This window comes from Streptomyces sp. NPDC016640, from assembly GCF_043076215.1.
Taxonomy (GTDB): Bacteria; Actinomycetota; Actinomycetes; order Streptomycetales; family Streptomycetaceae; genus Streptomyces.
This window is the reverse complement of the sequence record NZ_JBIBRG010000014.1, coordinates 166,025-189,514: the sequence shown is the minus strand read 5'-3', so window position 1 is coordinate 189,514 and position 23,490 is coordinate 166,025. Positions and strand designations below refer to the sequence as shown.

At 75.0% G+C, this 23,490-nt stretch carries 20 protein-coding genes; 14 read left to right on the top strand and 6 right to left on the bottom strand.

Annotated features, from left to right (window positions below; genetic code table 11):
• A complete protein-coding gene (locus ACF07S_RS26315; protein ID WP_391965837.1) occupies positions 1-690 on the bottom strand; it encodes a nucleotidyltransferase family protein in 690 nt (229 codons plus the stop codon).
• A 318-nt stretch (positions 691-1,008) separates the two neighbouring features.
• Here ACF07S_RS26315 and ACF07S_RS26310 point away from each other — a divergent pair, with 318 nt between their 5' ends.
• The 4 genes from ACF07S_RS26310 to ACF07S_RS26295 all read left to right on the top strand — a co-directional run bounded on the left by ACF07S_RS26310 (position 1,009) and on the right by ACF07S_RS26295 (position 8,004).
• Positions 1,009-1,608, top strand: coding sequence for a hypothetical protein (locus ACF07S_RS26310; RefSeq protein WP_391975259.1), 600 nt, complete (start codon positions 1,009-1,011; stop codon positions 1,606-1,608).
• Positions 1,609-1,636: 28 nt separating this feature from the next.
• Positions 1,637-5,977, top strand: coding sequence for an HAD-IC family P-type ATPase (locus ACF07S_RS26305; RefSeq protein ID WP_391975258.1), 4,341 nt, complete (start codon positions 1,637-1,639; stop codon positions 5,975-5,977).
• A 208-nt stretch (positions 5,978-6,185) separates the two neighbouring features.
• Positions 6,186-7,259 carry an alcohol dehydrogenase catalytic domain-containing protein gene (locus ACF07S_RS26300; RefSeq protein ID WP_391965840.1) on the top strand — a complete coding sequence of 358 codons (1,074 nt, stop codon included), beginning with the start codon at positions 6,186-6,188 and terminating at the stop codon, positions 7,257-7,259.
• Between the two features lie 133 nt (positions 7,260-7,392).
• Entirely contained in the window at positions 7,393-8,004 is a 612-nt protein-coding gene (locus tag ACF07S_RS26295) for a hypothetical protein (protein WP_391975257.1), read from the top strand.
• A gap of 227 nt (positions 8,005-8,231) precedes the next feature.
• On the opposite strand, the gene ACF07S_RS26290 is transcribed toward ACF07S_RS26295, so the two are convergent.
• On the bottom strand, positions 8,232-8,681 hold the full coding sequence (locus ACF07S_RS26290) for an SRPBCC family protein (protein WP_391975256.1): 450 nt from the start codon (positions 8,679-8,681) through the stop codon (positions 8,232-8,234).
• Between the two features lie 112 nt (positions 8,682-8,793).
• Positions 8,794-9,447: a methyltransferase domain-containing protein gene (locus ACF07S_RS26285; RefSeq protein WP_391975289.1), complete on the bottom strand. Its 654-nt coding sequence runs from the start codon at positions 9,445-9,447 to the stop codon at positions 8,794-8,796.
• A gap of 136 nt (positions 9,448-9,583) precedes the next feature.
• Between ACF07S_RS26285 and ACF07S_RS26280 the strand changes: the two genes are divergently transcribed.
• Positions 9,584-10,036 carry a flavodoxin family protein gene (locus ACF07S_RS26280; RefSeq protein WP_391965843.1) on the top strand — a complete coding sequence of 151 codons (453 nt, stop codon included), beginning with the start codon at positions 9,584-9,586 and terminating at the stop codon, positions 10,034-10,036.
• 19 nt (positions 10,037-10,055) lie between these two features.
• Here the strand turns inward: ACF07S_RS26280 and ACF07S_RS26275 are convergent, their stop codons facing one another.
• Complete coding sequence (locus ACF07S_RS26275; RefSeq protein ID WP_391965844.1) at positions 10,056-11,132, bottom strand: YhjD/YihY/BrkB family envelope integrity protein; 1,077 nt, start codon at positions 11,130-11,132, stop codon at positions 10,056-10,058.
• A 100-nt stretch (positions 11,133-11,232) separates the two neighbouring features.
• On the opposite strand from ACF07S_RS26275, the gene ACF07S_RS26270 reads away from it, so the two are divergent.
• The 4 genes from ACF07S_RS26270 (at position 11,233) to ACF07S_RS26255 (ending at position 15,399) form a co-directional block, all read left to right on the top strand.
• Positions 11,233-11,865, top strand: coding sequence for a GNAT family N-acetyltransferase (locus ACF07S_RS26270; RefSeq protein WP_391975255.1), 633 nt, complete (start codon positions 11,233-11,235; stop codon positions 11,863-11,865).
• A 184-nt stretch (positions 11,866-12,049) separates the two neighbouring features.
• Positions 12,050-12,724, top strand: coding sequence for a lytic polysaccharide monooxygenase (locus ACF07S_RS26265; protein WP_391965846.1), 675 nt, complete (start codon positions 12,050-12,052; stop codon positions 12,722-12,724).
• A gap of 299 nt (positions 12,725-13,023) precedes the next feature.
• Positions 13,024-15,051 (top strand): DUF1996 domain-containing protein, encoded by a 2,028-nt coding sequence (locus ACF07S_RS26260; protein WP_391975254.1) that lies wholly within the window; start codon positions 13,024-13,026, stop codon positions 15,049-15,051.
• 159 nt (positions 15,052-15,210) lie between these two features.
• A complete protein-coding gene (locus ACF07S_RS26255; RefSeq protein WP_391965848.1) occupies positions 15,211-15,399 on the top strand; it encodes a hypothetical protein in 189 nt (62 codons plus the stop codon).
• 229 nt (positions 15,400-15,628) lie between these two features.
• On the opposite strand, the gene ACF07S_RS26250 is transcribed toward ACF07S_RS26255, so the two are convergent.
• A complete protein-coding gene (locus ACF07S_RS26250; protein WP_391975253.1) occupies positions 15,629-18,208 on the bottom strand; it encodes a SpoIIE family protein phosphatase in 2,580 nt (859 codons plus the stop codon).
• Positions 18,209-18,369: 161 nt separating this feature from the next.
• Here ACF07S_RS26250 and ACF07S_RS26245 point away from each other — a divergent pair, with 161 nt between their 5' ends.
• Positions 18,370-18,951 (top strand): hypothetical protein, encoded by a 582-nt coding sequence (locus ACF07S_RS26245; RefSeq protein ID WP_391975252.1) that lies wholly within the window; start codon positions 18,370-18,372, stop codon positions 18,949-18,951.
• A 30-nt stretch (positions 18,952-18,981) separates the two neighbouring features.
• On the opposite strand, the gene ACF07S_RS26240 is transcribed toward ACF07S_RS26245, so the two are convergent.
• Positions 18,982-19,674 carry a GAF and ANTAR domain-containing protein gene (locus ACF07S_RS26240; RefSeq protein ID WP_391965851.1) on the bottom strand — a complete coding sequence of 231 codons (693 nt, stop codon included), beginning with the start codon at positions 19,672-19,674 and terminating at the stop codon, positions 18,982-18,984.
• Positions 19,675-19,831: 157 nt separating this feature from the next.
• Between ACF07S_RS26240 and ACF07S_RS26235 the strand changes: the two genes are divergently transcribed.
• The 4 genes from ACF07S_RS26235 to ACF07S_RS26220 all read left to right on the top strand — a co-directional run bounded on the left by ACF07S_RS26235 (position 19,832) and on the right by ACF07S_RS26220 (position 23,326).
• Positions 19,832-20,098 carry a hypothetical protein gene (locus ACF07S_RS26235; protein WP_391965852.1) on the top strand — a complete coding sequence of 89 codons (267 nt, stop codon included), beginning with the start codon at positions 19,832-19,834 and terminating at the stop codon, positions 20,096-20,098.
• An 85-nt stretch (positions 20,099-20,183) separates the two neighbouring features.
• On the top strand, positions 20,184-21,056 hold the full coding sequence (locus ACF07S_RS26230; protein ID WP_391975251.1) for an oxygenase MpaB family protein: 873 nt from the start codon (positions 20,184-20,186) through the stop codon (positions 21,054-21,056).
• Positions 21,057-21,177: 121 nt separating this feature from the next.
• Positions 21,178-21,684 (top strand): SRPBCC family protein, encoded by a 507-nt coding sequence (locus ACF07S_RS26225; RefSeq protein WP_391975250.1) that lies wholly within the window; start codon positions 21,178-21,180, stop codon positions 21,682-21,684.
• Positions 21,677-23,326, top strand: coding sequence for a phytoene desaturase family protein (locus tag ACF07S_RS26220; protein ID WP_391975249.1), 1,650 nt, complete (start codon positions 21,677-21,679; stop codon positions 23,324-23,326). The genes ACF07S_RS26225 and ACF07S_RS26220 overlap by 8 nt, the downstream gene beginning before the upstream one ends.
• Positions 23,327-23,490 lie beyond the last annotated feature (164 nt).

Below are 23,490 nucleotides of genomic sequence, written 5' to 3'. Positions count from 1 at the left end.
TCAGATGACGTTGAGGCGTTCCAGGAGGAAGAAGAAGGCGGCGGGCATGGGCTCGTCCCCGCTCTCGCGCCGCACCCGGTCCCAGTCGACCTTCTCGCGCAGGGCGCGGGCGATGGGCAGCACCGCGCCGAAGTCGCAGTGGTGCTCCGAGAAGGCGCCGATCAGACCGGACAGCAGATCGGTGGGCGCGAGGACCGGCATGCGCACCGACTCCACCGGCAGTTCCTGCGCCCGGTGGAGCATCTCGGTGGAGACGGGCCGGTGCGCCAGCTCGAAGATCAGGTCCACGTCCTGGCCGAAGCACGTGGCCTTGATCAGCCAGTCCTCCGGCGGGGTGTAGACCGTCAGCCCGGCCTCGCGCAGCGTGGCGGCCACGGATTCCGCGTCCTCCGGACGGACGCAGAAGTCGACGTCGTGCTGGAGGTTGCCGCTGCCGCCCTGGGCGTAGACGGCGACGCTGCCGGCCAGGGCGAAGAGGTGCCCGCCCCGCTTCAGCACCGCGCCGACCTGCTTGGCCGCCTCCAGGATCGCCTGGTTGCGGTCGCGGGGCAGGTCCGCCTCACCGTCCTCGGACAGTGGCCCGGACCGCACGTCCAGCGGTGGCGCCTGCCCCGGTGCGTCCGGGGCCAGGCGGAGGCCTGGGCTGCCCGGGCGCCGGACGAGCGTGGCGTCCTCGCCGTTCTCCGTCATGACCACTCCCTTCGCCGGCCGGGCGGTCCGGCGGGGCCGCTGCCCGCTTCCCCCGCCCGACGGGCCTGTGTGTCTGTCGCCTGCACCTGGTACCCGGCTAGTACCCGGCGCGTCCGGTCCGACACGGACACGTGCGAAAGGCGCGCGGTGCCCGGTCAGCGCTCCGCGACGTGGTCGACGAGCAGGCGGGCGGCGTCCTGCGCGGCGCGCTGGGCACCGCCCGACCCGGAACCGCCCTCTCGCCGGACCGGCTCGGGCGTACAAGAAGAGCGCGCGAGCCGATCGCGGTTGAATATGGGGCAAAAGCCAGGTAAACCGATGAGTGCCCCCCAAAGGGACGCGGTTGTGGAGGTCGCCATGGAGCAGGACACGCCTCGTTCGCCGGATCTTCCGCAGCCCCTGCGGGCCGTCGCCTCGGGCCTGCGGCATGTGCCGGGCGCCAAGCAGGTGGGCAGGGTCGCCGACGGCACCCTGGACGCGATCGGCGCGGTGTCCCCGCGCGGGCGCCGGATGGCCGTCTACACCGGAGCCGGGGTGCTCGGCCTCGTCGGCCTCGTCGAATGGCCGGTGGCGCTGACCGGCGCGGCCGTCGCCTGGCTCACCCAGTCACGCCCCGGGGAGCGGCCGGGCGAGGAACCGGCCACCCGGTCACCGGCCGGGGAGAACGGCCGGCGCGAGGCGCGGACCGACGGCGGCGCACCGGACGCCCACGCGGCCCGGCCGCCCGCCGGCCCCGGTGACCGGCTCGCCCCCTCCCGCCACCGGACCGACCAGACCGAACACCACGTACACGAGCAGCCCGCCAAGGTGGGCGACACCGCCACCGCCTCGGCCCTCAAGCAGGTCGCCGAGGCCACCGCGCACCACGACCACGACGGTGCCCCCGGCCGGCCGCGCGGCGACCGGCACCCCGGCTGACCCCCCCACGAGTACGGGACACCCCGAGATGCTCACACGATTCGACGCCGCACCCCTGGCCGGGGCCGTGGCGGGAGCCGCCGCAGGCGCCGCCCGCTCCACCGCACAAGGCATGACGTCCGTGCACGACACGACGCGCCGCCTGGGCCACGTCGCCCGGGGCGCCCTCGCGGGCGGCCTGCACTGGCGGGCCGGACGACGCGTCCACCTCGCCCTGCGGCACCCGGAACGCGCCGCGGGACCGCTCGCCCGCAAGGTCGCCGCCGAACTGCTGGACCATCCCGACGTGCTGACGGCGTACTGGGACGAAGGGCTGTCCCGCCTCGTGGTGACCGCCGTGACGGACGCGGCCGGTGACCGCGTGACCGATCACGCCGTCGCGCTCGCCGCCCGCCTCGGACTGACCGAGGACGCCGGCCCGCAGGACGAGGCCGGCAGCGCCCACCCCGGCGACCCCCGCGAGGTGCGGGTCGCCGCCACCGCGCTGCTGCTGGACGCGGCGGGCACGGCCGGCGCCCTGACCGCCAGGTCACTGCGGCTGCCCCGCAGTCCCAAGGCGGTCACCGCCGTCGTCACCCTGCTGCGCGAGAACCCCCGCTTCCGCGCACTGCTGCGGCAGCGGTTCGGCAGCAGCGGCATGGAACTCCTCCTCGCCGCCGTCAACGCCGCCACGCACGGCGCCGGACAGTCCCCGGTCTCCCTCGTGCTCGACGGAGTGGTGCGCACCGGCCAGCTGACCGAGGCGGCGGCCCGCGCCGCGGCCTTCGAGGCCCTGCACGACACCGTCTGCCTCGAACAACGCGCCAGCATCCCCTGCCCGGGCGACACCCGGCCGCCCCTGCGGGTCACGCCCGCCCAGGCGTACGCGGCCCACGCCGGCACCGGCAGCGTCGCGGGCGCCGCCGCCACCCTCCTCGTCACGCACAGCACCGCCGAGGCGGCCGAAGCCGTCCTGGCCGGATCCCCCAAGGCGGCCCGCTACGGCCCCGCCGCCTTCGACGCGGTCCTCGGCACCCATCTCGCCCGCTCCGGCGTACTGGTGCGCAGCATGGACCGGCTGCGCCAGCTGGAGATCGCCGACTCCCTGGTCCTGCACGCCGACGCCCTGCGCGCCCACCCGCGGCCCACCGCCGGCCGCGACGGCGCGCCCGCCCTGTTCGAGGACCCCGTCGATCCCCGCGCCGAGGCGGTCCTCGACGCGGCCCGCCGGGCCGGGCTGCACGTCGTGATCACCGGCGGCTCCGACCTGAAGGACATCACCCGTCTCGCCGACGAGGTCGCCCCCGCCGACCTGCCCTTCGGCGATGTCGTACGGGCGCTGCAGATCGACGGGCACATCGTCGTCAGCGTCGCCCGCGTGGCCGCGCCCGGGGACGACGACGTGGCGGCCGGCCTGCCCGCCGGAGACGTCGCGATCGCCCTCACCGACACCCGCTCGGCGATCGCCTGGGGCGCCGACGCCCTCGCCCCGGGCGGACTCTCCGACGTCTGGCGGCTGCTGACGGCGATTCCGGCGGCCCGCCGGGTCGGCCGCCGCTCGCAGACCCTGGCCCGCTCGGGCGCCGCCCTGTCCGGTCTCATGGTGGCCCGCGGCGGAACCCCCGGCGGGCGGCTGTGGCGGCGGCTCACCCGCCACGCCCCCGTGAACGTCGCAGCGGTGGGCGCCCTGCTCACCGGCTGGACCGAGGCCCTGCACGTGACCCGGGCCACGCCGCCCGAGCCCCGGCTGCACGTGCCCTGGCACGCCCTGGAACCGCACGAGGCCCGGCAGCTGCTGCGCGACACCCGCACCGACGCCGAACCCCGCGGACTCGCCCTGCTCGCCGACCGCTCCCGGCAGCGGGCGGCCCGGCTCACCCGTACGCCCGTGGCCGCGCCCGCCCGCTGGACCTGGCAGGCGGCCGGAGCCGTCCGCCGCGAACTCGACGACCCGCTCACCCCCGTCCTGGCCACCGGGGCGGTCGCCTCCGCGCTGCTCGGCTCGCTCGTCGACGCCCTGCTCGTCGTCGGCGCCATGGACCTCAACGCGGTGACGGGCGGCCTCCAGCGGCTGCGCGCCGAACGGGCGCTCGCCCGCCTGGCCGCCCGACAGCAGCCCAAGGCACGCCGCCGGCTGTCCCGCGGGCGCACGGTCACCGTCGACGCCGCCCGGCTGCGCCCGGGGGACCGGATCGGCCTCGGCGCCGGCGACGTCGTACCGGCGGACGCGCGACTGCTGGAGGTGGACGGGCTGGAGGTCGACGAGTCGGCGCTCACCGGCGAGTCGCTGCCCGTGACCAAGGACGTGGAGCCGACACCGGGCGCGCCGGTGGCCCAGCGGACCTGCATGGTCTTCGAGGGCACCACCGTGGTGGCCGGCCGGGCCGAGGCGCTCGTGGTGGACACCGGCGACCGCACCGAGGCCGGCCGCGCCGTCGCCCTGGCCGCCCGCACCCCGCCCCCCGCGGGCGTCCAGGCACGCCTGCAGGAACTGACCCGCAAGGCGCTCCCGGTGACCCTCACCGGCGGGGCACTGGTGACCGGTCTCTCCCTGCTGCGCGGCAGCCCGGTCCGGCGGGCCGTCAGCGGCGGTGTCGCCGTGGCCGTCGCCGCCGTCCCCGAGGGCCTGCCGCTCGTCGCGACCGTGGCCCAGATGGCGGCCGCCCGCCGGCTGTCCCGGCGCGGCGTCCTGGTCCGCACCCCGCGCACCCTGGAGGCGCTCGGCCGGGTCGACACCGTCTGCTTCGACAAGACCGGCACCCTCACCGAGAACCGGCTGCGCCTGGTCCGGGTCGCCACCGCGGACGGCACCGTCCTCGCCCCGGACGCCGAGCGGGCCGTCCCCGTCGTACGACTGGCCGCGCGCGCCTGCCCCCAGGAGGAGACCGGCGAGGGACGCCGGGTCGCGCACGCCACCGACGAGGCGGTCCTCGACGTCGCCCCGCCCGACGGCGCCTGGACCGCCGAGGGCGAACTGGCCTTCGAGGCCAGCCGCGGCTACGCGGCGGCCGTCGGCCGGGACGGCGACACGGACGACGGCGCACTCCTCGTCGTCAAGGGCGCCCCCGAGACGGTGCTCCCCGCCTGCCGGGACCTCCCCGGCGACGCGGCCGGCACGGCCCACACCCTGGCGGGGCAGGGGCTGCGCGTCCTCGCCGTCGCCCGACGGCCGTGCCGCGGGGCCGACGCGGAGGCCGAACTCGACGCCGGCCTCGCGGACCTGGAGTTCGCCGGGCTGATCGCCCTGGCGGACGTGCCGCGTGACACCTCCCGGGAACTCCTCGCGGAACTGCGCCGGGCCGGCATCCTGCCCGTCATGCTCACCGGCGACCACCCGGAGACCGCCCGGGCCATCGCCCTGCAGCTGGGCTGGCCGGAGGAGACCGACGTGGTCACCGGCGACGAACTCGTCGCGATGAGCCGCAGCGACCGGGTCCGCGCCCTGCACGGCGCCGCCGTCGTCGCCCGGGTCGCGCCCGAACAGAAGCTCCACGTGGTGGAGGCCCTGCAGCAGGCCGGCCGGGTGGTGGCGATGGCGGGCGACGGCGCCAACGACGCCGCCGCCATCCGCGCCGCCGACGTGGGCGTCGGCATCGAGTCCCGCGGCTCGGCCGCCGCCCGCAACGCCGCCGACCTCGTGCTCACCACCGGCGACCTGTCCGTCCTGGTGGACGCCGTCGGCGAGGGCCGTGCGCTGTGGCGCAGCGTCGCCGACGCGGTGAGCATCCTCATCGGCGGCAACGCGGGCGAGGTCGGCTTCAGCGTGCTGGGCACCCTGCTCGCCGGCTCCTCACCGCTGTCGACCCGCCAGCTGCTGCTGGTCAACCTGCTCACCGACATGTTCCCCGCCATGGCGGTGGCGGTGACACCGAGCGACGACCCGGCGACGGCGGCGCACGCCGCGACCGGGCCCATGGGCCTGGACGTCCTCGGCGCGCCCCTGCTGCGCTCCATCCGGCGCAGGGGCGTGACCACCTGCCTCGGCGCCGTCACGGCGTATCTGATCGGCCGGCTCACCCCCGGCACCGAACGCCGCTCGACCACGATGGCCCTGTGCGGCGTGGTCGGCGCACAGCTCGCGCAGACCCTCTCCGGCCGCCGCCGCAGCCCCCTGGTGTGGGCGACCGCCCTGGGCTCCGCGGCCGTGCTCGCCGCCCTCGTCCAGACCCCCGGCGTCAGCCACTTCTTCGGCTGCACCCCGCTCGGCCCCGTCGCCTGGCTGGGCGTCGCCCTGGCCATCACCCTGTCCGCCCTCGCCCCGCGTCTGGAACGCCTGGAGGCGGTCCGGTACCTCTACGACGCCCTCACCCGCCTCGCCGTACGGCTCGGCGACTCCGCCCGCCGGACGCGCCCCCTGCTGCACCGGGGCATCGCCCGGCCGGTGGCGTGAGGGGACACCGCGGGGCACCTCCTCACCGGGCCGCGGAAGCGCGCGCCGCCACGTGCGGGCGGGGCGCGCCGCCCGGCGGATCCGCCGCCGGGCGCCCAGACTGGAAGAGCAGGGCGGCCCGGCACACCCCCGGGTTCCGCCGACGCAGGCGGGCGCGGGCGCGCCCGGTGCCGGAGCCCGCCGCCGAGCGAGAAGGGTGAGGATCGGCATGAAGGGCTATGTCTTCCACGGCCCCGGGAGCTCCGCCTGGGAGGAGGTCCCCGACCCGGGCATCAAGGAACCCGACGACGTGATCGTGCGCGTGGAGGCCGTCGCCCTCTGCGGGACGGACCTGCACATCCTCAAGGGCGACGTGCCCGGGGTCCGCCCGGGGACCGTGCTGGGCCACGAGGCGGTCGGCGAGATCGTCGAGACCGGCGGCGAGGTGCGCACCGTGCGTCCCGGGGACCGCGTCCTGGTCTCCTGCGTCTCCGCCTGCGGGCGCTGCGGCTACTGCCGCGAGGGCATGTACGGCCAGTGCCGGGGCGGCGGGGGCTGGATCCTCGGCCACCTCGTCGACGGCACCCAGGCCGAGTACGTCCGGGTCCCCTTCGCCGACCTCTCGGTGCATCCGCTGCCGGGCGGGCTCGCGGACGAGGACGCCGTGCTGCTGGCCGACGTCTTCCCCACCGCCTACGAGGTGGGCGTCCTCAACGGGCGGGTACGCCCCGGCGACACCGTCGTCGTGGTCGGCGCCGGTCCCGTGGGGCTGGCGGCGATCGCCACCGCCCGCCTGGTCGCCCCCGAGCGCGTCGTCGCCGTGGACCTGGCAGCCGCCAGGCTGCGGGCCGCCAAGGAGTTCGGTGCCGAGGCGGTGGCCGACGCGGGCGAGGTCCCCGAGCAGCTGATCGCCGACCTCACCGGTGGGCTCGGCGCGGACGTGGCCATCGAGGCGGTGGGCCTGGCGGAGACCTTCGAGCTGTGCACCCGCATGGTGCGGCCCGGCGGACACCTCGCCAACATCGGCGTGCATGCCGGTCCGGCCGTGCTGCACCTCGAGGACCTGTGGACCAGGAGCGTCACCATCACCACCGGACTCGTCGACACCCATTCCACCCCCACCCTGCTGCGGATGGCGGCCGCCGGCCGGCTGCCCACGCGCCGCATGGTCACCCACACGTTCCCGCTCGACCGGATGCAGGAGGCGTACGACGTCTTCGCCAACGCCGCCGAGACCGGGGCGCTCAAGGTCGTCCTCGGGGTGCCGCAGCACGAGGTGGTCCCGGTCTCCCCGGCGGCCTGAGGGGCGGGCCGCCGCCCCGCCGCCCGGGCCGCCTTCCGTGACGGCCGGGGCCCGCACCACCCGTACCGGCCCCGGCCGCGAGGGTCCACCCCGGGGGGCGCCGTCCGGTACCCGCGCGAGGAGGTGACCTGCCATGGCGAGGACGCGGGGCGAGCGGCTCCGCGGGGGGCGGCTGTGGCGGTGGCGGAGGAACCCGCTGCGCCGCCGCGGCGATCTGGCCGAGGGGTGGCTGCTGCTCGCCGCCTTCGTCCTCGCCCCGCTGCTCGGGGTGTTCTCCGGGGTGACGGCGGCCGGCGCGGTGGAGGAGTCGCTCGCCGAGCGCCGGGAACGGATCCGCCCCGTCCCGGCCGTACTCGCCGAGGACGCCCCCCGCACGCCGCCCGCGCCCGTGACGGAGGAGGGGGACGGGGGCGGGGACGGCGCCGTTCGGGCGAAGGTGCGGTGGACGGCACCGGACGGCACCGGCCGCACGGGCCGCGCACGGGTCGAACCGGGCAGCGCGGCGGGTACCGTGCTCAGCGTGTGGACGGACCCCTCGGGCCGGCTCGCCCCCGCACCGCCCGAGGGCGCGGAGGCGGGCTTCCAGGTCGTCATGGCCGGGATCACGGCCGCCGGTGCCGCCGGAGGAGCGGTGCTGCTCGGCGGGCGGCTCGTCCGGGCCCGGATGCGGCGGCGGCGCCTCGCGGAGTGGGAGGCCGAGTGGCGGCGGGTCGAGCCGTCGTGGCGGAAACGCATGACGGGCTGAGGCGGAGCGGTGACCGCTCCGCCTCAGCCCGTGCCGACTGGACCGCCGGACCTGCGCGGCGTCCGGTGCCGGACCGCCGGACCGGCGGGGAATGAGGCCGGGCGCCGCCGTGGACGGCCCGCGCACCCCCCGGGAGTACGGGCGGGTGCCGCGCGGGCCCTGGCGCCGGGCGGGGGCCGGCACGGCGGCGATGCCGGGTGGAGCCGGAGGACACGGCCCCGCCCCGGTCAGACCTCGCCGCGCCAGGCGCCCGTCTCCAGACCTCGCTGCTCGATGAAGGTCTTGAACCGCTTCAGGTCACCGCCGACCTGCCGCTTGACGAAGCCGAGCTTGTCACCGACGCTCTCGGCCACTCCCTGCGGGTCGAAGTCCATCTGCAGCATCACCTTCGTGGTGGTGTCCCGCACCCGGTGGAAGGTGACGACGCCGGCCTGCTTCGCCTCACCGCTCACCGTGGTCCAGGCGACGCGCTCGTCCGGGATCTGCTCGGTGATCTCGGCGTCGAACTCCCGCTCCACGCCTCCGACCTTCGTCACCCAGTGGGTGAGTGTGTCCGTGCGCTGCTCGATGCGTTCGACGCCCTCCATGAACTCCGGGAAGCTCTCGAACTGGGTCCACTGGTTGTAGGCGGTGCGGACGGGGACGTCGACCTCGATCGATTCCTCTACCTGCGACATGGATCAGGTACCTCGCTTTCCGTTCGCCGATGGGAACGCGGACCGGGTACCTGCTTCCGCGCCGGTCAATCACGGTGATCACGTCTCACCCGGACGGCCGACGCGGCCGGCGTCAGCCGCCGGGTTCCGCCGGATCGCGCCGGCAGTGCAGGAACAGCTGCGGCTCCGGCCGGGCGTCGGGATGGGTCGGGGTGAACATGACGCTGTTCTCCGACTGGACCGACAGTCCCGCCCCGCGCACGAGCGCGATGACGTCCTCGGCCGCGAAGCTGGTCACGCGCACGGGCTGCCCCATGAACACCCCGTCGAACTCCTCGACGTCCAGCGGCACGGTGGCCAGCGCGAACAGGCCGCCCGGCCGCAGTGTCCGGGCCAGCCGGCGCACGAGCGCCGACTGCTCCGTCCGGGTCATCTGCAGCAGCGCGAAGTATACGCAGACCGCGTCGAACGAACCGTCCTCGAGCGGCATCCGGCGCACATCGGCGCACCGGAACTCGGCCTCGGGCACCTGCCGGGAGGCGATCTCCACCATCACCGGGGACACGTCGACGCCCAGGACCCGGTGGCCGGCCGCGGCGAGCGCGGCGGACGTGGGCCGTCCCGTGCCGCTGCCCACGTCCAGCACCCGGCTGCCGGGCGCCAGCCGGGCGAGCAGCCAGTCCAACGACGCGCGGTGGGCCGAGGAGGAGGCGAACGCCTTCTCGTACTCGCCGCCCAGCGCGTCGAACACCGCCGCCGCCGGTGACTCGTGTTCCTCGTCGACCACCACGCACCCCCGTCCTCGCGTACCGCTGCGGGGGCATCGTGCCACTCCCCGCCCCGCCGTCACAACGGGACGCCGCCCGCGGCGCGGACCGGGGCCCGGCTTGCGGACACGGGACCCGGCACGGCAGGGTCGGTGCGTGCCGACCCTGCTGATCGTCCATCACACGCCCTCGCCCAACTGCCAGGCGATGTTCGAAGCCGTCCTCTCCGGTGCCACCGCCCCGGAGATCGAGAACGTCCGGGTGGTGCGGCGCGCGGCGCTGTCCGCCACCGCCGGCGACGTCCTGGACGCCGACGCGTACCTCCTGGGCACACCCGCCAACCTCGGCTACATGTCGGGAGCGCTCAAACACTTCTTCGACCAGGTCTACTACCCGTGCCTGGACGCCACCAGGGGCCGGCCCTTCGGCTACTACGTGCACGGCGGGAACGACGTCACGGGTGCCGTACGGGGCATCGAGGCGATCACCACGGGCCTCGGCTGGCGCCGTGCCGCGGACACCGTCACCGTCACCGGTGAGCCGGACAAGGCCGCCGTCGAGCGGTGCCGGGAACTCGGCGCGGCGCTCGCCGCGGGCCTGACGCGGTGAGACCGCGGGGCGGTGCCCGTCAGGTCTCGTCCATGCGCCGCCGGTCCTGCTCGTCCCAGGTGCGGGTGTCGCGCGGCTGTGTGTACGGCTCGGCCTCGGGCGGATGCCCCCCGGCGATGGCCCGCTGCCGGGCGATCTCCGCGTCGAACTCCAGCCCCAGCAGAATGGCCAGGTTGGTGATCCACAGCCAGATCAGGAAGACGATGACACCGGCCATCGTGCCGTAGGTCTTGTTGTACGAGCCGAAGTTGGCGACGTAGAAGGCGAACCCGCCGGAGGCGACGAGCCAGATCACCAGCGCCAGGAAGCTGCCCGGGGTGATCCACCGGAACCCCTTGACCTTGGCGTTCGGGGTCGCCCAGTACAGCAGCGCGATCATGGCGGTGACCAGGAGGACCAGCACCGGCCACTTGGCGATCGACCACACGGTGATCGCGGTGTCGCCCACGCCGAGAGCGTCGCCCGCCCGCCGTGCCAGCCCACCGGTGAAGACCACGATCAGCGCACTGACCACGGCCAGCACCATGAGCACGACCGTCACCCCGAGCCGCACCGGCAGCACCTTCCACACCGGGCGTCCCTCGGGCATGTCGTAGACCGCGTTGGCCGAGCGGATGAACGCCGCCACGTAACCCGACGCGGACCAGACGGCCAGCACCAGACCCACGATCGCCACGACCGAGCCGATGCCCGCGTTGCCCTGCAGCTGCTGCACCGCCCGGGTGATGATGTCGCGGGCCGCGCCGGGAGCGAGCTGCTGGACGTTCTCCAGCACCCGGTCCGTGGCGGACCTGCCGATGACGCCCAGCAGCGACACCAGTACCAGCAGGGCCGGGAACAGCGACAGCACGCCGTAGTACGTCAGGGCGGCGGCCCGGTCGGTGAGTTCGTCGTCCTTGAACTCGCGCAGACCGCCTTTCAGCGCCGCGCCCCACGCCCCCTTCGGTAGCGCGCCCGGTGTGTCCGGTGCCGCCCGCTCCACCGCGTCGCTGGGGCCGGGCTCGCCCGCCGCGTCCGTCCCGTGCCCCGGACGGTGCCCGTCCGTCCCGCTCTCACCGGCCCGCCGGCCGTCCCGCCCAGGAATATGCAGCTTCATGGCCGTCGGGTAACCACCGACCGGCGGACTAAGCCGAACACGGCCGGTGCGAAGGGAAAGGGGTTGTGGGAGCGCTCCCAAGAGATGCAGGATGCCCGGCATGACCGAGTCCCCCTGGATCCGCCCGTACCGTCGCGAGGACCGGCCGGCCCTCGACGACATCTGCGTCCGCACCGCGCACAACGGCCAGGACAGCCGCCCCCACTACACCGACCCCGCCGTCTTCCCCGCCACCTTCGCGGCCCCCTACGTCCATCTGGAGCCGGAGCTGGCCTTCGTGCTGGACGACGGCACCGGCCGCGCGGTCGGCTACATCGTCGGCACCGCCGACACCGCCCGCTTCGCCCGGACCTTCCGGGCCGCCTGGCTGCCCCTGGTCGCCGGCCGTCACCCCGAGCCGTCGGGGCCGCCCGTCACCCCGGACGAGACGATCGCCCGGCTGCTGCACCACCCCGAGCGGATGGTCGTCCCGGAGCTGGCCGCCTGGCCGGCCCACCTCCACATCGACCTGCTGCCCGAGTGGCAGGGGCGCGGACACGGCCGGCGGCTGATGCGGACCTTCCTCCGGGCGCTGCGGGACGGGGGAGTGCCAGCCGTCCACCTCGTCATGGCGACGGCCAACAAGCCTGCCCGGGCCTTCTACGACCGTATGGGCTTCGAGGAGATCGACGCGCCGATGGACGACTCGGTCGTCTGTCTGGGCCGCACGACCGGCAATCCCGACAGGCTCTGACGGCGGAGCTGCGCCCCCGTTCGTCGAACTCGTCGAACGCGCCACGTCCTCGCGGAAGTGGCGCGTTTGCGTGTTGCCCGCTCCGCTCCGCGGGCGCAGCCTGTGCACTGGGAGCGCTCCCATGAACGTTGTGGGCGGCGCACGCCCCCGTTTCCGACACCCCCACACCGGAAAGAAGGAACTCATGTTTTGGCATGAGCATGGTGTATCGCGGCTCAGGTCCCGTCTGTCGCTCGTTCTGACCGCCGTCGCCGCCGCGCTGCTCTGTCTGATCCCCTGGAGCGGCACCGCCGTCGCCCACGGCTCCGTGATCGACCCCGCGTCCCGCAACTACGGCTGCTGGCAGCGCTGGGGGAGTGACTTCCAGAACCCGGCGATGGCGCAGCAGGACCCCATGTGCTGGCAGGCGTGGCAGGACAACCCCAACGCCATGTGGAACTGGAACGGCCTCTACCGCAATGGCTCCGCCGGCAACTTCCAGGCCGCCGTCCCCGACGGCCAGCTGTGCAGCGGCGGACGCGCGGAGGGCGGGCGCTACAACTCCCTGGACGCGGTGGGCGCCTGGAAGACCACGAACGTGAACGACAACTTCACCGTCAAGCTGTACGACCAGGCCAGCCACGGCGCGGACTACTTCCTCGTCTACGTCACCCGGCAGGGCTTCGACCCCGCCACCCAGGCGCTGGGCTGGGACGACCTGCAGCTGGTGGCCCGTACCGGCGCGTACGCCCCCGGCCAGAACTACTCGATCCCGGTGAGCACGTCCGGCCTCAGCGGCCGCCACGTCGTCTACACGGTCTGGCAGGCCTCGCACATGGACCAGACGTACTTCCTGTGCAGTGACGTGAACTTCAGCTGAACCACCCGCATTTCGTCGCTCCGCCCCGAGTCCCCGCCGGACGCGCCCCGTCCGGCGGGGACTCGGGATTTTTCCGGCCCCGGCCCCCGGTCTCCGGTCGCCGGGATTCCGCGAGGAAGTGGTGAGGCCCTTGAACACACGGCGGTCCGCCTGCGTATGGGGCGTGGGAACCCCATGCCGACCCCCCGCGACAGAAGCGTAGGAGTACTGCCTTGGCACGCAACACACGCAGACGCCCAAGAGGTCCACAGCGCGCGACCTTTGCCGCGGTCGCGTTGATCCTGGGCGGAGGGGGGTTGATGGCGGCCAACGTCTACGCTTCCGCGACGGTGGACGACGCCCCCGCCGGGGGAACGGGTCAGGCTCGGGTACTGGGCGGTTCCACCATCGACTGCCCGGACGTGGCGACCCGCCTGACGGCGGTCCCCGAGCAGGCGCGGCCCGATGTCGACAAGGAACTCGCCGCCCTGGACGAGCAGATCGCCCGGGCCTACCAACGCCTCGGGGAGTCGGCCGAGGCCATACGGCAGGATCCCGGCTTCGCGGACGACGAGATCGTCGGTCCTCTCGGGGAGGAGCGGTCCGCTGCCCTCGGGCGCATCGCCGCCGCCATCGGCAAGGTGGGCGACCGCCCCGCGGACCTCGACGAACTCGCCGCCTGCGCCGTGCGTGACTCCGGCAACGCGTCCGCCCGGCCGCCCGGCGGTCAGGAGGGCGACGGTCAGGACGGCGGCGGTCAGGAGGGTGAGCAGGGCCAGGGCGGCAACGGGGGCCAGGCCGGCAACGGTCCCGTCGCCGCGGACTTCGCGGACATCGAGAGCGTGCAGCCCGACGTCGTCGAGCCGAAGGCGACGAAGGGCGCCTCGCGCGGCACCTTCACCAGCAGGTGCGGTGTCAACGAGAACGGTCTGTTCAACTCCGACAACGTGATCGCCGCCCCGGGCGTCGGCAACGGCGCCCACCACTTCCACGACTACATCGGCAACCAGGCCACCAACGCCTTCTCCAGCGACGAGGACCTGGCGAACGCGGACACCACCTGCGAGGACCCGGGTGACAGGTCCTCCTACTACTGGCCCGTGCTGCGGCTGCAGAACGGAACCCGGGAGCAGGACGCCGACTCCCCGGGCGGCGGCATCGAGGGCAACGCGGGTGAGATCGTCACGCCCAGGGAGGTCACGCTGACCTTCGTGGGCAACCCGCGCGGCGAGGTCACCGCGATGCCCCGGCTGCTGCGCATCATCACCGGGGACGCCAAGTCCTTCGTCAACGGCCCCGCCAACGCCAACGCCTCCTGGAGCTGCACGGGTCTGGAGGAACGGCAGCTGAAGGACAAGTACCCGCTGTGCCCGCAGGGCAGTGACGTGGTGCGCACGTTCAGGTTCCAGAGCTGCTGGGACGGCCGCAACATCGACAGCGCCAACCACCGTACGCACATGGCGTTCGCGGACGCGTCCGGCACCTGCCCGTCCGGGTTCACCCCCGTGCCGCAGCTGGTCCAGCGCATCGTCTACGACGTCGACGCGCCGAGCCTGGAGGACGGCGGGCGGACGACACCGCTGTTCGCGGTGGACTCCTTCCCCGAGCAGCTGCACAAGCCGGTCACGGATCACGGCGACTTCATCAACGTCTTCGACGAGGACCTGATGCGGGAGATGGTCGACTGCATCAACAGCGGCCGCACGTGCGGCGCGGGCGCCGGCGGCGGCGAGGAGCCGGGCGGTGAGCAGCCGGGCGGTGAGGAGCCGCAGGACCCCACGGCCACTCCTGAGGCCCCGGACGACGGCGGCAACGGCGACGAGGGCGGCAACGGCGGCGGGCAGCCCGGCGACGGCGGGGGCGATTCCGGCGACGGCGGGGGCGATTCCGGCGACGGCGGGCAGGAGCCCGGCAACGGCGACGAGCAGCCCGGCAACGGCGGGGGCGATTCCGGCGACGGAGGCGGGCAGCCCGGCGACGGTGCGCAGGACCCCTCGGAGCCCCCGGCCGGCGCACCGGCCACCCAGGAACCCGGTGACGACGGCGCCACCCCGGAGGGCGACGAGCGGCCCGAGGTCTACGTCTCGCCCTCGGCGAAGGACGCCGGCGCGGGCGGCAGCGACGGAGGCGACGCCGGGACCGGTGACGCCGGCACCGGGGCGGGCCGGCAGACCCCCGGCGTCGGCACGCCGACCGGTGGCGGCGACGCCTCGGCGGCCGACGCGACCGAACCACAGGCCGTGACCGGCGGCCTCGCCGAGACCGGCGCCCAGCTCTGGCCCGCCGCGGCCGGCGCGGTCCTCGTCGTCGCCGGCTTCGTGGTCCTGCGGCGCGTGCGGCGCACGTGACCCGACCCCCGCCGCACGGCCGTCCGCCCCGGCGGGACCCGTCCCGGGTCCCGCCGGGGCGGCACGGGACGGCGTGGCCGGCGCCGTGTGACACTTGGCGGGAAGGCCGCGGCGCCGCCCCGAGGGGGAGGCACCGGCCGGCCGCAGAGGGGAGATGCTGTGGACCAGGGGACGGCGCACACGCGCGAGGACACGGACCCGGCGGCGACCGCACGCCAGGCCCGCTTCGGACGGCTCCCGGAGCCGGTCCGGGCCGAGGACATGACCGAGGAACGGCCGGCCGTCGCGCCGGACCCGGCCAGGAACGCCTACGACCCGGACGAGTGGCTGGTGCGCTACTGCGCGTGAGACGGCCCCGGTGACGACGTGTCACCGGGGCGGCCCCACGCCGCACCCGGGCGTCCGTCCGGCCGCGTGACCACCCGGCCGCACCGGGGGTCCGCCGCCGCACCGCGTGAAGGCAGCGTGCCCTGCCGCCCCGCGCCCCGCCCGGCCTGCCCGTCCTCGATGCCGATGCCGCCGCCCGCTGTCCGCCCGCCCGACGGCCACCCGCCGGGCGGGGGCAGCGGCCGGTCCGTCAGCCGTACGCCGTCAGCAGCAGCGCCACGTCGTCCGGGCGGTCCTCGGTCCGGTGGGCGGCCCTGATCAGCTGGTCCGCGAGCTGCTCCACCGAGTCGGCGCGGCTACGGGCCAGACAGCGGCGGATCGCCTCGATGCCGGTCCCGATGTCGCTGCCGGACCGCTCCACGAGCCCGTCCGTGTACAGCGCCAGGACACTGCCGGGCGCCAGGACCAGTGTCGAGAGGGGGTATTCGGCGTCCGCCTGCACACCGAGCAGCACACCACCGGGCAGGTCCAGGGTCTCGGCGCGCCCGTCGGGGTGGCGCAGCAGGGGTGGCGGATGGCCCGCCCGGACGGCCAGGGCACGGCCGGTCCCCGGATCGAGCTCGATGTAACAGCAGGTGGCGAAGACGTCGGTCTCCAGCTCGGCCAGCAGCCGGTTCGTATGGGTGACGACCTCCTGCGGCGGGCGGCCGCTGGCGGCGAAGGCGTGCACCGCGCTGCGCAGCTGCCCCATGACGGCCGCGGCGCCGACGCTGTGCCCCTCGACGTCACCGATGACCAGCGCCACCCCGCGCCCCGTGCGGATCACGTCGTACCAGTCGCCCCCGATGGCCATGCCCTGGGTGCCGGGCAGATAGCGGCCGGTGGTGACCATCCGGTCGATGGCGGGCAGCCGGTGCGGCAGCAGGCCCTCCTGCAGCCCGCGTGCCACGGCGGACTCCGCGTCGTAGAGCCGGGCCCGCTCCATCGCCTGCGCGGCCAGACCGCCCAGCGCGGTCAGCGCGCTGCGCTCCTCCGGGGTGAACCGGTGCGGTGCGCTCCAGCCCAGGATGCAGGAGCCGACCGGATGGCCGGAGGCGATCAACGGCAGGAACGACCAGGCGTTCATCGGGTCCAGCACCAGCCTCGGATAGGCGTCGACCAGCGCCTCGGGCGACTCGAAGAAGAGCGGCAGCCGTGTGGTCAGCGCGTGCACGCCGGGCAGGTCCGCGTCGAGCGGGACCCCCTCGAAGCGGTCGAGGAAACCCCGCGGGTAACCGGACTCCCACAACAGGTGCATCCGCCCGTCGCGGATCGTGTACAGGGCGATCTCCTGCGCACCGAACGCGGGCAGCAGCTGCTCGGCGACGGCCCGGCACACGTCCCTGACGGTGACCGCCTCGGTCAGCACACTGGCCATCTGCACCACGTGGTAAAGGGCCCCCGCGCGGGCCGTCGCGACCAGCTCCGACGGCGGCGCCCCGGCGCCCCCGCCGGCCGGGGTCAGGGCGCGGCCCGGCTCCGACCCGGCGGGGGCGGCGGTGCGGAAGACGCGGCCGGTCAGCCCGTGCACACCCGGATACAGCACGAACCCCAGCCAGACGCCCCGCGGATCGTGCACCAGGTACGACACCGGCTCCTGCGACAGCATCGCCGCACGGTAGCGGTCCTCGTACGCCGGATCGCGCAGCCAGGTGAGCACCTCCCACGGATAGTGGCCGAGGATGCGCTCCAGCGCGCACCCCAGCAGTTCCTGGCAGCGGGCGTTGGCGTAGACGACCCGGCCGTCCTGGTCCAGGGAGAACAGCCCGTCGGGCAGCCGCTCGGCGGCCTCCGCCGCGGTGGCCCCGCCGGCCGTGTCGACGAGAGCGCCCACCAGGAGCCGGCCGGTCCCCTCCGCCCGGACGACATGCCCCCACAGTTCCACCGACCGGTAGCGGATCCGCCCGTCCTCCTCGGGCGCGGCCAGCACCCTGAAGTGCCGGGCCCTGACCTGTCCGGTGCCGGCCGCCTCCCGCCGGCTCGACCGCAGTTCGTGCAGGTCGTCCGGGGAGACCCGGGCCTCGACCTCCGCCATGGTGCCGCCGAACCCCGCCGGGGTGACCCCCAGCAGGGACAGCGCGTCGTCGTCCCCGGACCACCGGTCGCTGTCCAGGTCCCACTCGATCATGCCGACGGCCACGGCCGGGGCGGGGGGAGCGGGCAGCCGCACGCTGACCGGCTGGTCGTCGTGGTCGATCCCGTACGCGACGGCGTCCGAACCCGTACGGCCGGACACCCGGCGGGCGTACTCGGTGAGGCGCTCCTCCATGTCCCGCCCGGCGTCGCGCAGCACCGCCCCCACCGCCCGCCCGTCCAGCGGTTCCCGGGCGGCCGAACGCAGCACGGCGAGGACCCCCACCGGTTCGCCGCCGACCCGCACGGGGTGATAGGCGGAGGCGAACGAGTACGGCAGGGCGGCGGTGAACTGCGGGAACCGCAGCATCGCCGCCGCCTCGTCCGGCAGCCACAGGCTCTCGGCCCTGCGGTACGCCTCGGACATGGGCAGCGCGCCGCCCACGGGCACCCGCCACCAGGACCTCAGCAGCGACCGGGGAACGCCGCACACCACACCGAGCACCAGCGAACGCCGGTCGCGCGAACGCAGGTACACCAGTCCGCCGTAGCCCCCGAGGTCCCGCACCGCCGCCACCACGGGTTCGGCGAGCGCGTCCTCGATCCGGGCGGAGGCGGGAGCGTGCCCTCCCTCCTCCGCGCTCCGGCGGTCCGTCGCACCCCGGCCGGGCGGGCCGGCCGACCGGTCCCGGCGCGGTGCGGCGGCTGCATCGTCCATGTCGCGCCCTTCCGGTGCGGACGCACGGGGCATTCGTCCGCTCCCCCCAGGATGTGCCATGGCGTACGGTCCGGCGAGGCGGCCGGGCGGTTGCCGCAACCTTCCGGGCATCCCGCTCGTCTCACCCGATACCGTAACGACGCGAGCCCAGGGGGCAGGAAATGATGAAAACCGGAAAGATCGGCGCGACGCTGGTGCTCATGGGCAGCCTGCTCGCGACAGCGGCGGTCCCGGCCGTCGCCGCCCGGCCGACGGCCGCCCGGGCCGCGGCCTGCCCGACCGGCTGGGGCAGCGCCGCCGAGTCCGACGCCGACACCACGACCACTCCGCTGCGGACCGTCCGGACCGGCCGGCACGCCTGCTTCGACCGGATGGTCGTCGACCTGCCCGGTGTCGCGCCCGGTGGCCTCGGCTACTCGGTCCGCTACGTCGACCGCCTCCACCAGGACGGATCGGGCCGGCACGTCCCCGTCGCCGGCGGCGCCGTGCTCGAGGTGCGGGTGGCCGCGCCCTCGTACGATCCCGCGACCGGCGAGCCCGCCTACCCGGCGCGCGCCGGACGCCCGCTGCCGGGCATCGGCCTCACCGGGTACCGCACCTTCCGGGACGCACGGTTCGCCGGCAGTTTCGAGGGCGAGACGCAGCTCGGACTCGGCGTGCGCGCACGGCTGCCGTTCCGGGTGCTGCAGCTGAAGGACCACATCGTCATCGACGTCGCCCACACCTGGACGGGCGGTCGCTGAGTTCCTCCGGAGCAGCCGCGGGCCCGTCGGTCACGCCTCCGCGGTGCCCGTCTCGCAGACCCGGCGCGCCACCTCGCGCAGTTTGGTGTTGGTGCGCTGGGACTGGGTGCGCAGGATCTCGAAGGCCTTGTCCTCCGTGATGTGGTGGCGGCCCATCAGGATGCCCATCGCCTCGCCGATCAGGTGCCGGGTGGTGATGGCCTCCTGCAACTGGGCGTCGTTGCGGGCGGTGGCGAAGGCGACCGCCGCGTGGGAGGCCAGCAGCCAGCCCGCCGTCTCACTGTCCTCGGTGAACATCCCGGGTTTGCGGGAGTACATGTTGAGGGCGCCCAGCTCCTCCTCCCGCGTGTACAGCAGGAATCCCATCATGCTGCCCACTCCGAGCTCCCGGCAGTGGGGCACGAAGGACCTCCAGCGTTCGGGCTCCGCGGTGAAGTCCGGTATCCGGAAGACCCTCTCGGTGGTGTCGGGCCGGGCCGCGTCGAAGCAGGGCCCCTCCTGCAGACGCTCCTGGAGGCGGTCGCTGTCGGTCACGAGCTGTTCGGTGGGTGCCAGCGAGCTCACCCGGTTCCCGCGCAGGACGAGGATGCCGGAGGCGTCGCAGCCGTCGACGAGGTCCACCGCGGAACGGCTGATCTGTTCCAGGGTCGCGTCGAGTGTGTGCTCGGCCAGGAGATCACGGGCCATGGAGGCCATCTGCTGCGCGAAGAGCCGCCAGTCCACCGGTCCGCCTTTCTGGTTGATGCGGTCAGCCCGTACCGCCCATCCTGGTGCACGCTTGCCCCCGCCGCACCCTTCCATGCCGCAGGTGAGCGCGTACGGACGGGCCCGCCGGGCACGGCCGGGACCGGTTGTCAGTGGGGGATGCCACCCTGCCGGTATGGACGAACTGGAGTTCCTGCGCGGCCGGGTCTACGGAGCGGATCACGACGATCCCGGGCCGCGCGACGGACGGTCGTACGTGGAGCTGGCCGGCGGTCCGCTGGACGGTCTGCTGCTGGACGTCACCGGCCGCAGCGAGACGGAGCTGAGGCACGGCGTCGGTCTGCGCACCGAGATAGGGCGCTACGGCGCGGGCGGACGCGCGCTCTACGTGCCCCGGTCCGGCGGCGGCCGGGTGTACGACTGGCGGGGCGACGTCCCTTGAGCCGCGCGCCCGGGGGTACGGGACAGGGGAGGGGGCAGACGTAGCCGTGGCGCGTCCGCCGGGCGCGAGGAGGGTGGTGCGAGCCATGGGACTCCTGACGGAAGGCGGCTCGGCGCTGCGCGACCGGGTCGGTCACGCGATCTTCTCCCGGGTGGCCGGACCGGACGGCGCGGACAACCGCGCCCGCATCCACGGCACACCCGGCCCGCGCTGGTTCGGTCCCGAACGGCCGGTCAGGAGGGTGCACGGGGACGCCTCCATGTTCATCGGCGGGCTCGCGGCCCTGCTGCTGCAGTCGCTCCACCCGCTGGCCATGGCCGCCGTCGCGGGGCACTCCGGGTTCCGCGGGGACCCCTGGGGGCGGCTCCAGCGGACCAGCACCTTCCTCGCCGTCACCACCTACGGCACCGCCGACAGCGCCCAGCGGGCCGTCGACCGGGTGCGGGCCGTCCACGAGACGGTGCGCGGCAACACCGCGGACGGGGAGGAGTACCGGGCCGCCGACCCCCGTCTGCTGTGCTGGGTGCACATCGCCGAGGTCGACACCTTCCTGCGCGCCCACCAGCGCTACGGAGCCCGTCCGCTGGACGACGCCGGCTGCGACGCCTACGTCGCCGACATGGCGCGGATCGCCATCGCGCTCGGCGTACCCGACCCGCCGGCCGACCGCGCCGGACTCGCCGAACGGCTGGCCGCCTACCGCGGTGAGCTGCGCGCCACTCCCGAGGCCCGCAGCACCGCCCGCTTCCTGCTGCTCAATCCTCCCCTTCCGCTGCTCGCCCGGCTGCCGTACGGCGTGCTCGCCGCCAACGCCGTCTCCCTGCTGCCCGGCTGGGCCTCCCGCGCCCTGTGGCTGCCCCGCGTCCCCCCGGCCGAGGATCTGTGCGTGCGCCCGCTCGGCACCGCCGTCACCGCGGGCATCCGGTGGGCCCTGGCCCCTGCCCGCGACGCCGCCTGACCACCGGTGCGCGACGCTGCCCGGCCACCGGCCCGCCGCCGCTCCCGCCGCCGCCGGTTGACGTGTGCCAGAGGGGGCACTCAGTGCTGACTGGTGTCGTGAGCGGACTCGGGAGGTAGCCGTGGCGGTTCGCCATCGTCTGATCCGTACGAGCCCGCATACCGTCTGGGCCGTCCTCGCGGACGGCACCCGGTATGCGGAATGGGTGGTGGGGACGTCGTCCTCGGAGCCGGTGAGCGGGCACTGGCCGCAGCTCGGCGCGGCCCTCCGCTACGAGGTGCGCTTCGGCCCCCTGCGCCTGTCCAACAACACCGTGGTCCGGCGCTGCGTGCCGGACCAGATCCTGGAACTGGAGGCCGAGGCCGGGCCGATCGGCACGGCCCGTGTCGCCATCGAGACGCGGCCCTGGGGCGACCACTGCCTGGTGATCGTGGACGAGCATCCGCTGCGCGGGGCGGGCGGCCTGGTGCACAACGTGGCCGTGGAGGCCCTGATCCAGATCCGCCACCGGGCGATGCTCGCCCGGCTGGCGAGGATCTGCGAGAGCGAGGCGGCCGAGGACGAGCGCCGCCGCCCCCTCGGCCAGGTCGTCTCCCCGGAGCCCGGCACGGGAGGCGCCCGTGCCTGACGCCGTGGTGATCGGGGCCGGTCCCAACGGACTGGTCGCGGCGAACCTGCTCGCCGACGCCGGCTGGAGCGTCGAGGTGCTGGAGGAACAACCGGAGCCCGGCGGCGCCGTGCGCCACGACCGGGGCGTGGACCCCGACTTCGTCAGCGACCTGTGCAGCTCCTTCTACCCGCTCGCCGCCGCCTCCCCGGTCCTGGCCGGACTGCGGCTGGAGCGCCACGGGCTGCGCTGGAGCCACGCCCCGCACGTCCTGGCCCATCCGCTCTCCGACGGCAGGTGCGCGGTGCTCGACCGCCGCGTCGATGTCACCGCCGGCTCCCTGGAGGCCTTCGCGCCGGGCGACGGAGCCGCCTGGCGGCGGCTGCACGACATGTGGCAGAACCTGCGCCCCGATCTCGTGAACGCCCTGTTCACCCCGTTCCCGCCGGTCCGTTCCGCCGCCCGGCTGGCCTTCCGGCTGCGCGGCACGGGCGGGCTGCGCACGGCCCGCACCCTGGTCCTGCCGGTGCGCCGGATGGCGGAGGAGGAGTTCCTGGGCGAGGGCGGGGGACTGCTGCTGGCGGGCAACGCGCTCCACGCCGACCTGGCACCGGAGGCCGCGGGCAGCGGCGGCTACGGCTGGCTGATGTCGATGCTCGGACAGACGTACGGCTTCCCCGCACCGGCCGGCGGCGCCGGAGCCCTCACCCGGGCCCTGGCACAACGCCTCGAGGCCCGCGGGGGAGTACTGCGCTGCGGGCAGCGCGTCGACCGGATCCTCGTACGCGGCGGCCGGGTGACCGGGGTGCGCACGGCCGGCGGGGAGACGGTCGCGGCCGGGCGCGCCGTCCTCGCGGACGTGGCCGTGCCCGCCCTGTACGGCGAACTCCTCGAGCCCGAGCACGTGCCCGCCCAGCTGCTGTCGGACCTGCGGCGCTTCCAGTGGGACTTCGCCACCTTCAAGGTCGACTGGGCGCTGGACGGCCCGGTCCCCTGGCGGTGCGAGCAGGCCGCGGGCGCCGGAACCGTCCACCTCGCGGACGGTCTCGACGAACTCACCCGCTTCGCCGCCCAGCTCGCCACCGGCAGCGTCCCGGACCGCCCGTTCTGTCTGTTCGGCCAGATGACGACCGCGGACCCGTCCCGCTCCCCCCGGGGCACCGAGTCCGCCTGGGCGTACACCCACGTGCCCCACGACGTCGCCCGCGACGCCGGCGACGAGTCCCTCACCGGGACGTGGGACGCCGCCGAGCAGGAGATCATGGCCGACAGGGTCGAGCGCCAGGTGGAACGCTTCGCGCCCGGCTTCCGGGCCAGGATCCGGGCCCGCCGCATCCTGGCCCCGCCCACGCTCCAGTCCCTGGACCGGAACCTGCACGGCGGCGCCATCAACGGCGGCACCGCGGCCATGCACCAGCAGCTGTTCTTCCGCCCGGCACCCGGCACCGGGCGCCCCGAGACCCCCGTCAAGGGCCTGTACCTGGCATCCGCCGGCGCCCATCCGGGCGGTGGCGTGCACGGCGCGCCGGGCGCCAACGCCGCACGCGCCGCGCTGCGCCGGTACCTGGCCCCCGGCCTGGTCCGGGCGCAGCGACTGCTGACCCACCGGGACCGCACGGGCCGCAGGCGGCCGGATGCGGGCGACCGGACCGACGCGGGATGACCGGCACCCATTGGACCCGTACGCATCGGGCCGGCACACGCCGGCCCGGCCCGTCCGACACACGTCGGGACGACGCATATCGGGCCGGCACGCATCGGATCGGTATATGTGGGACCGGTACATGTGAGACCGACACAGGTCGGACCGGTCACACGCGGGACCGA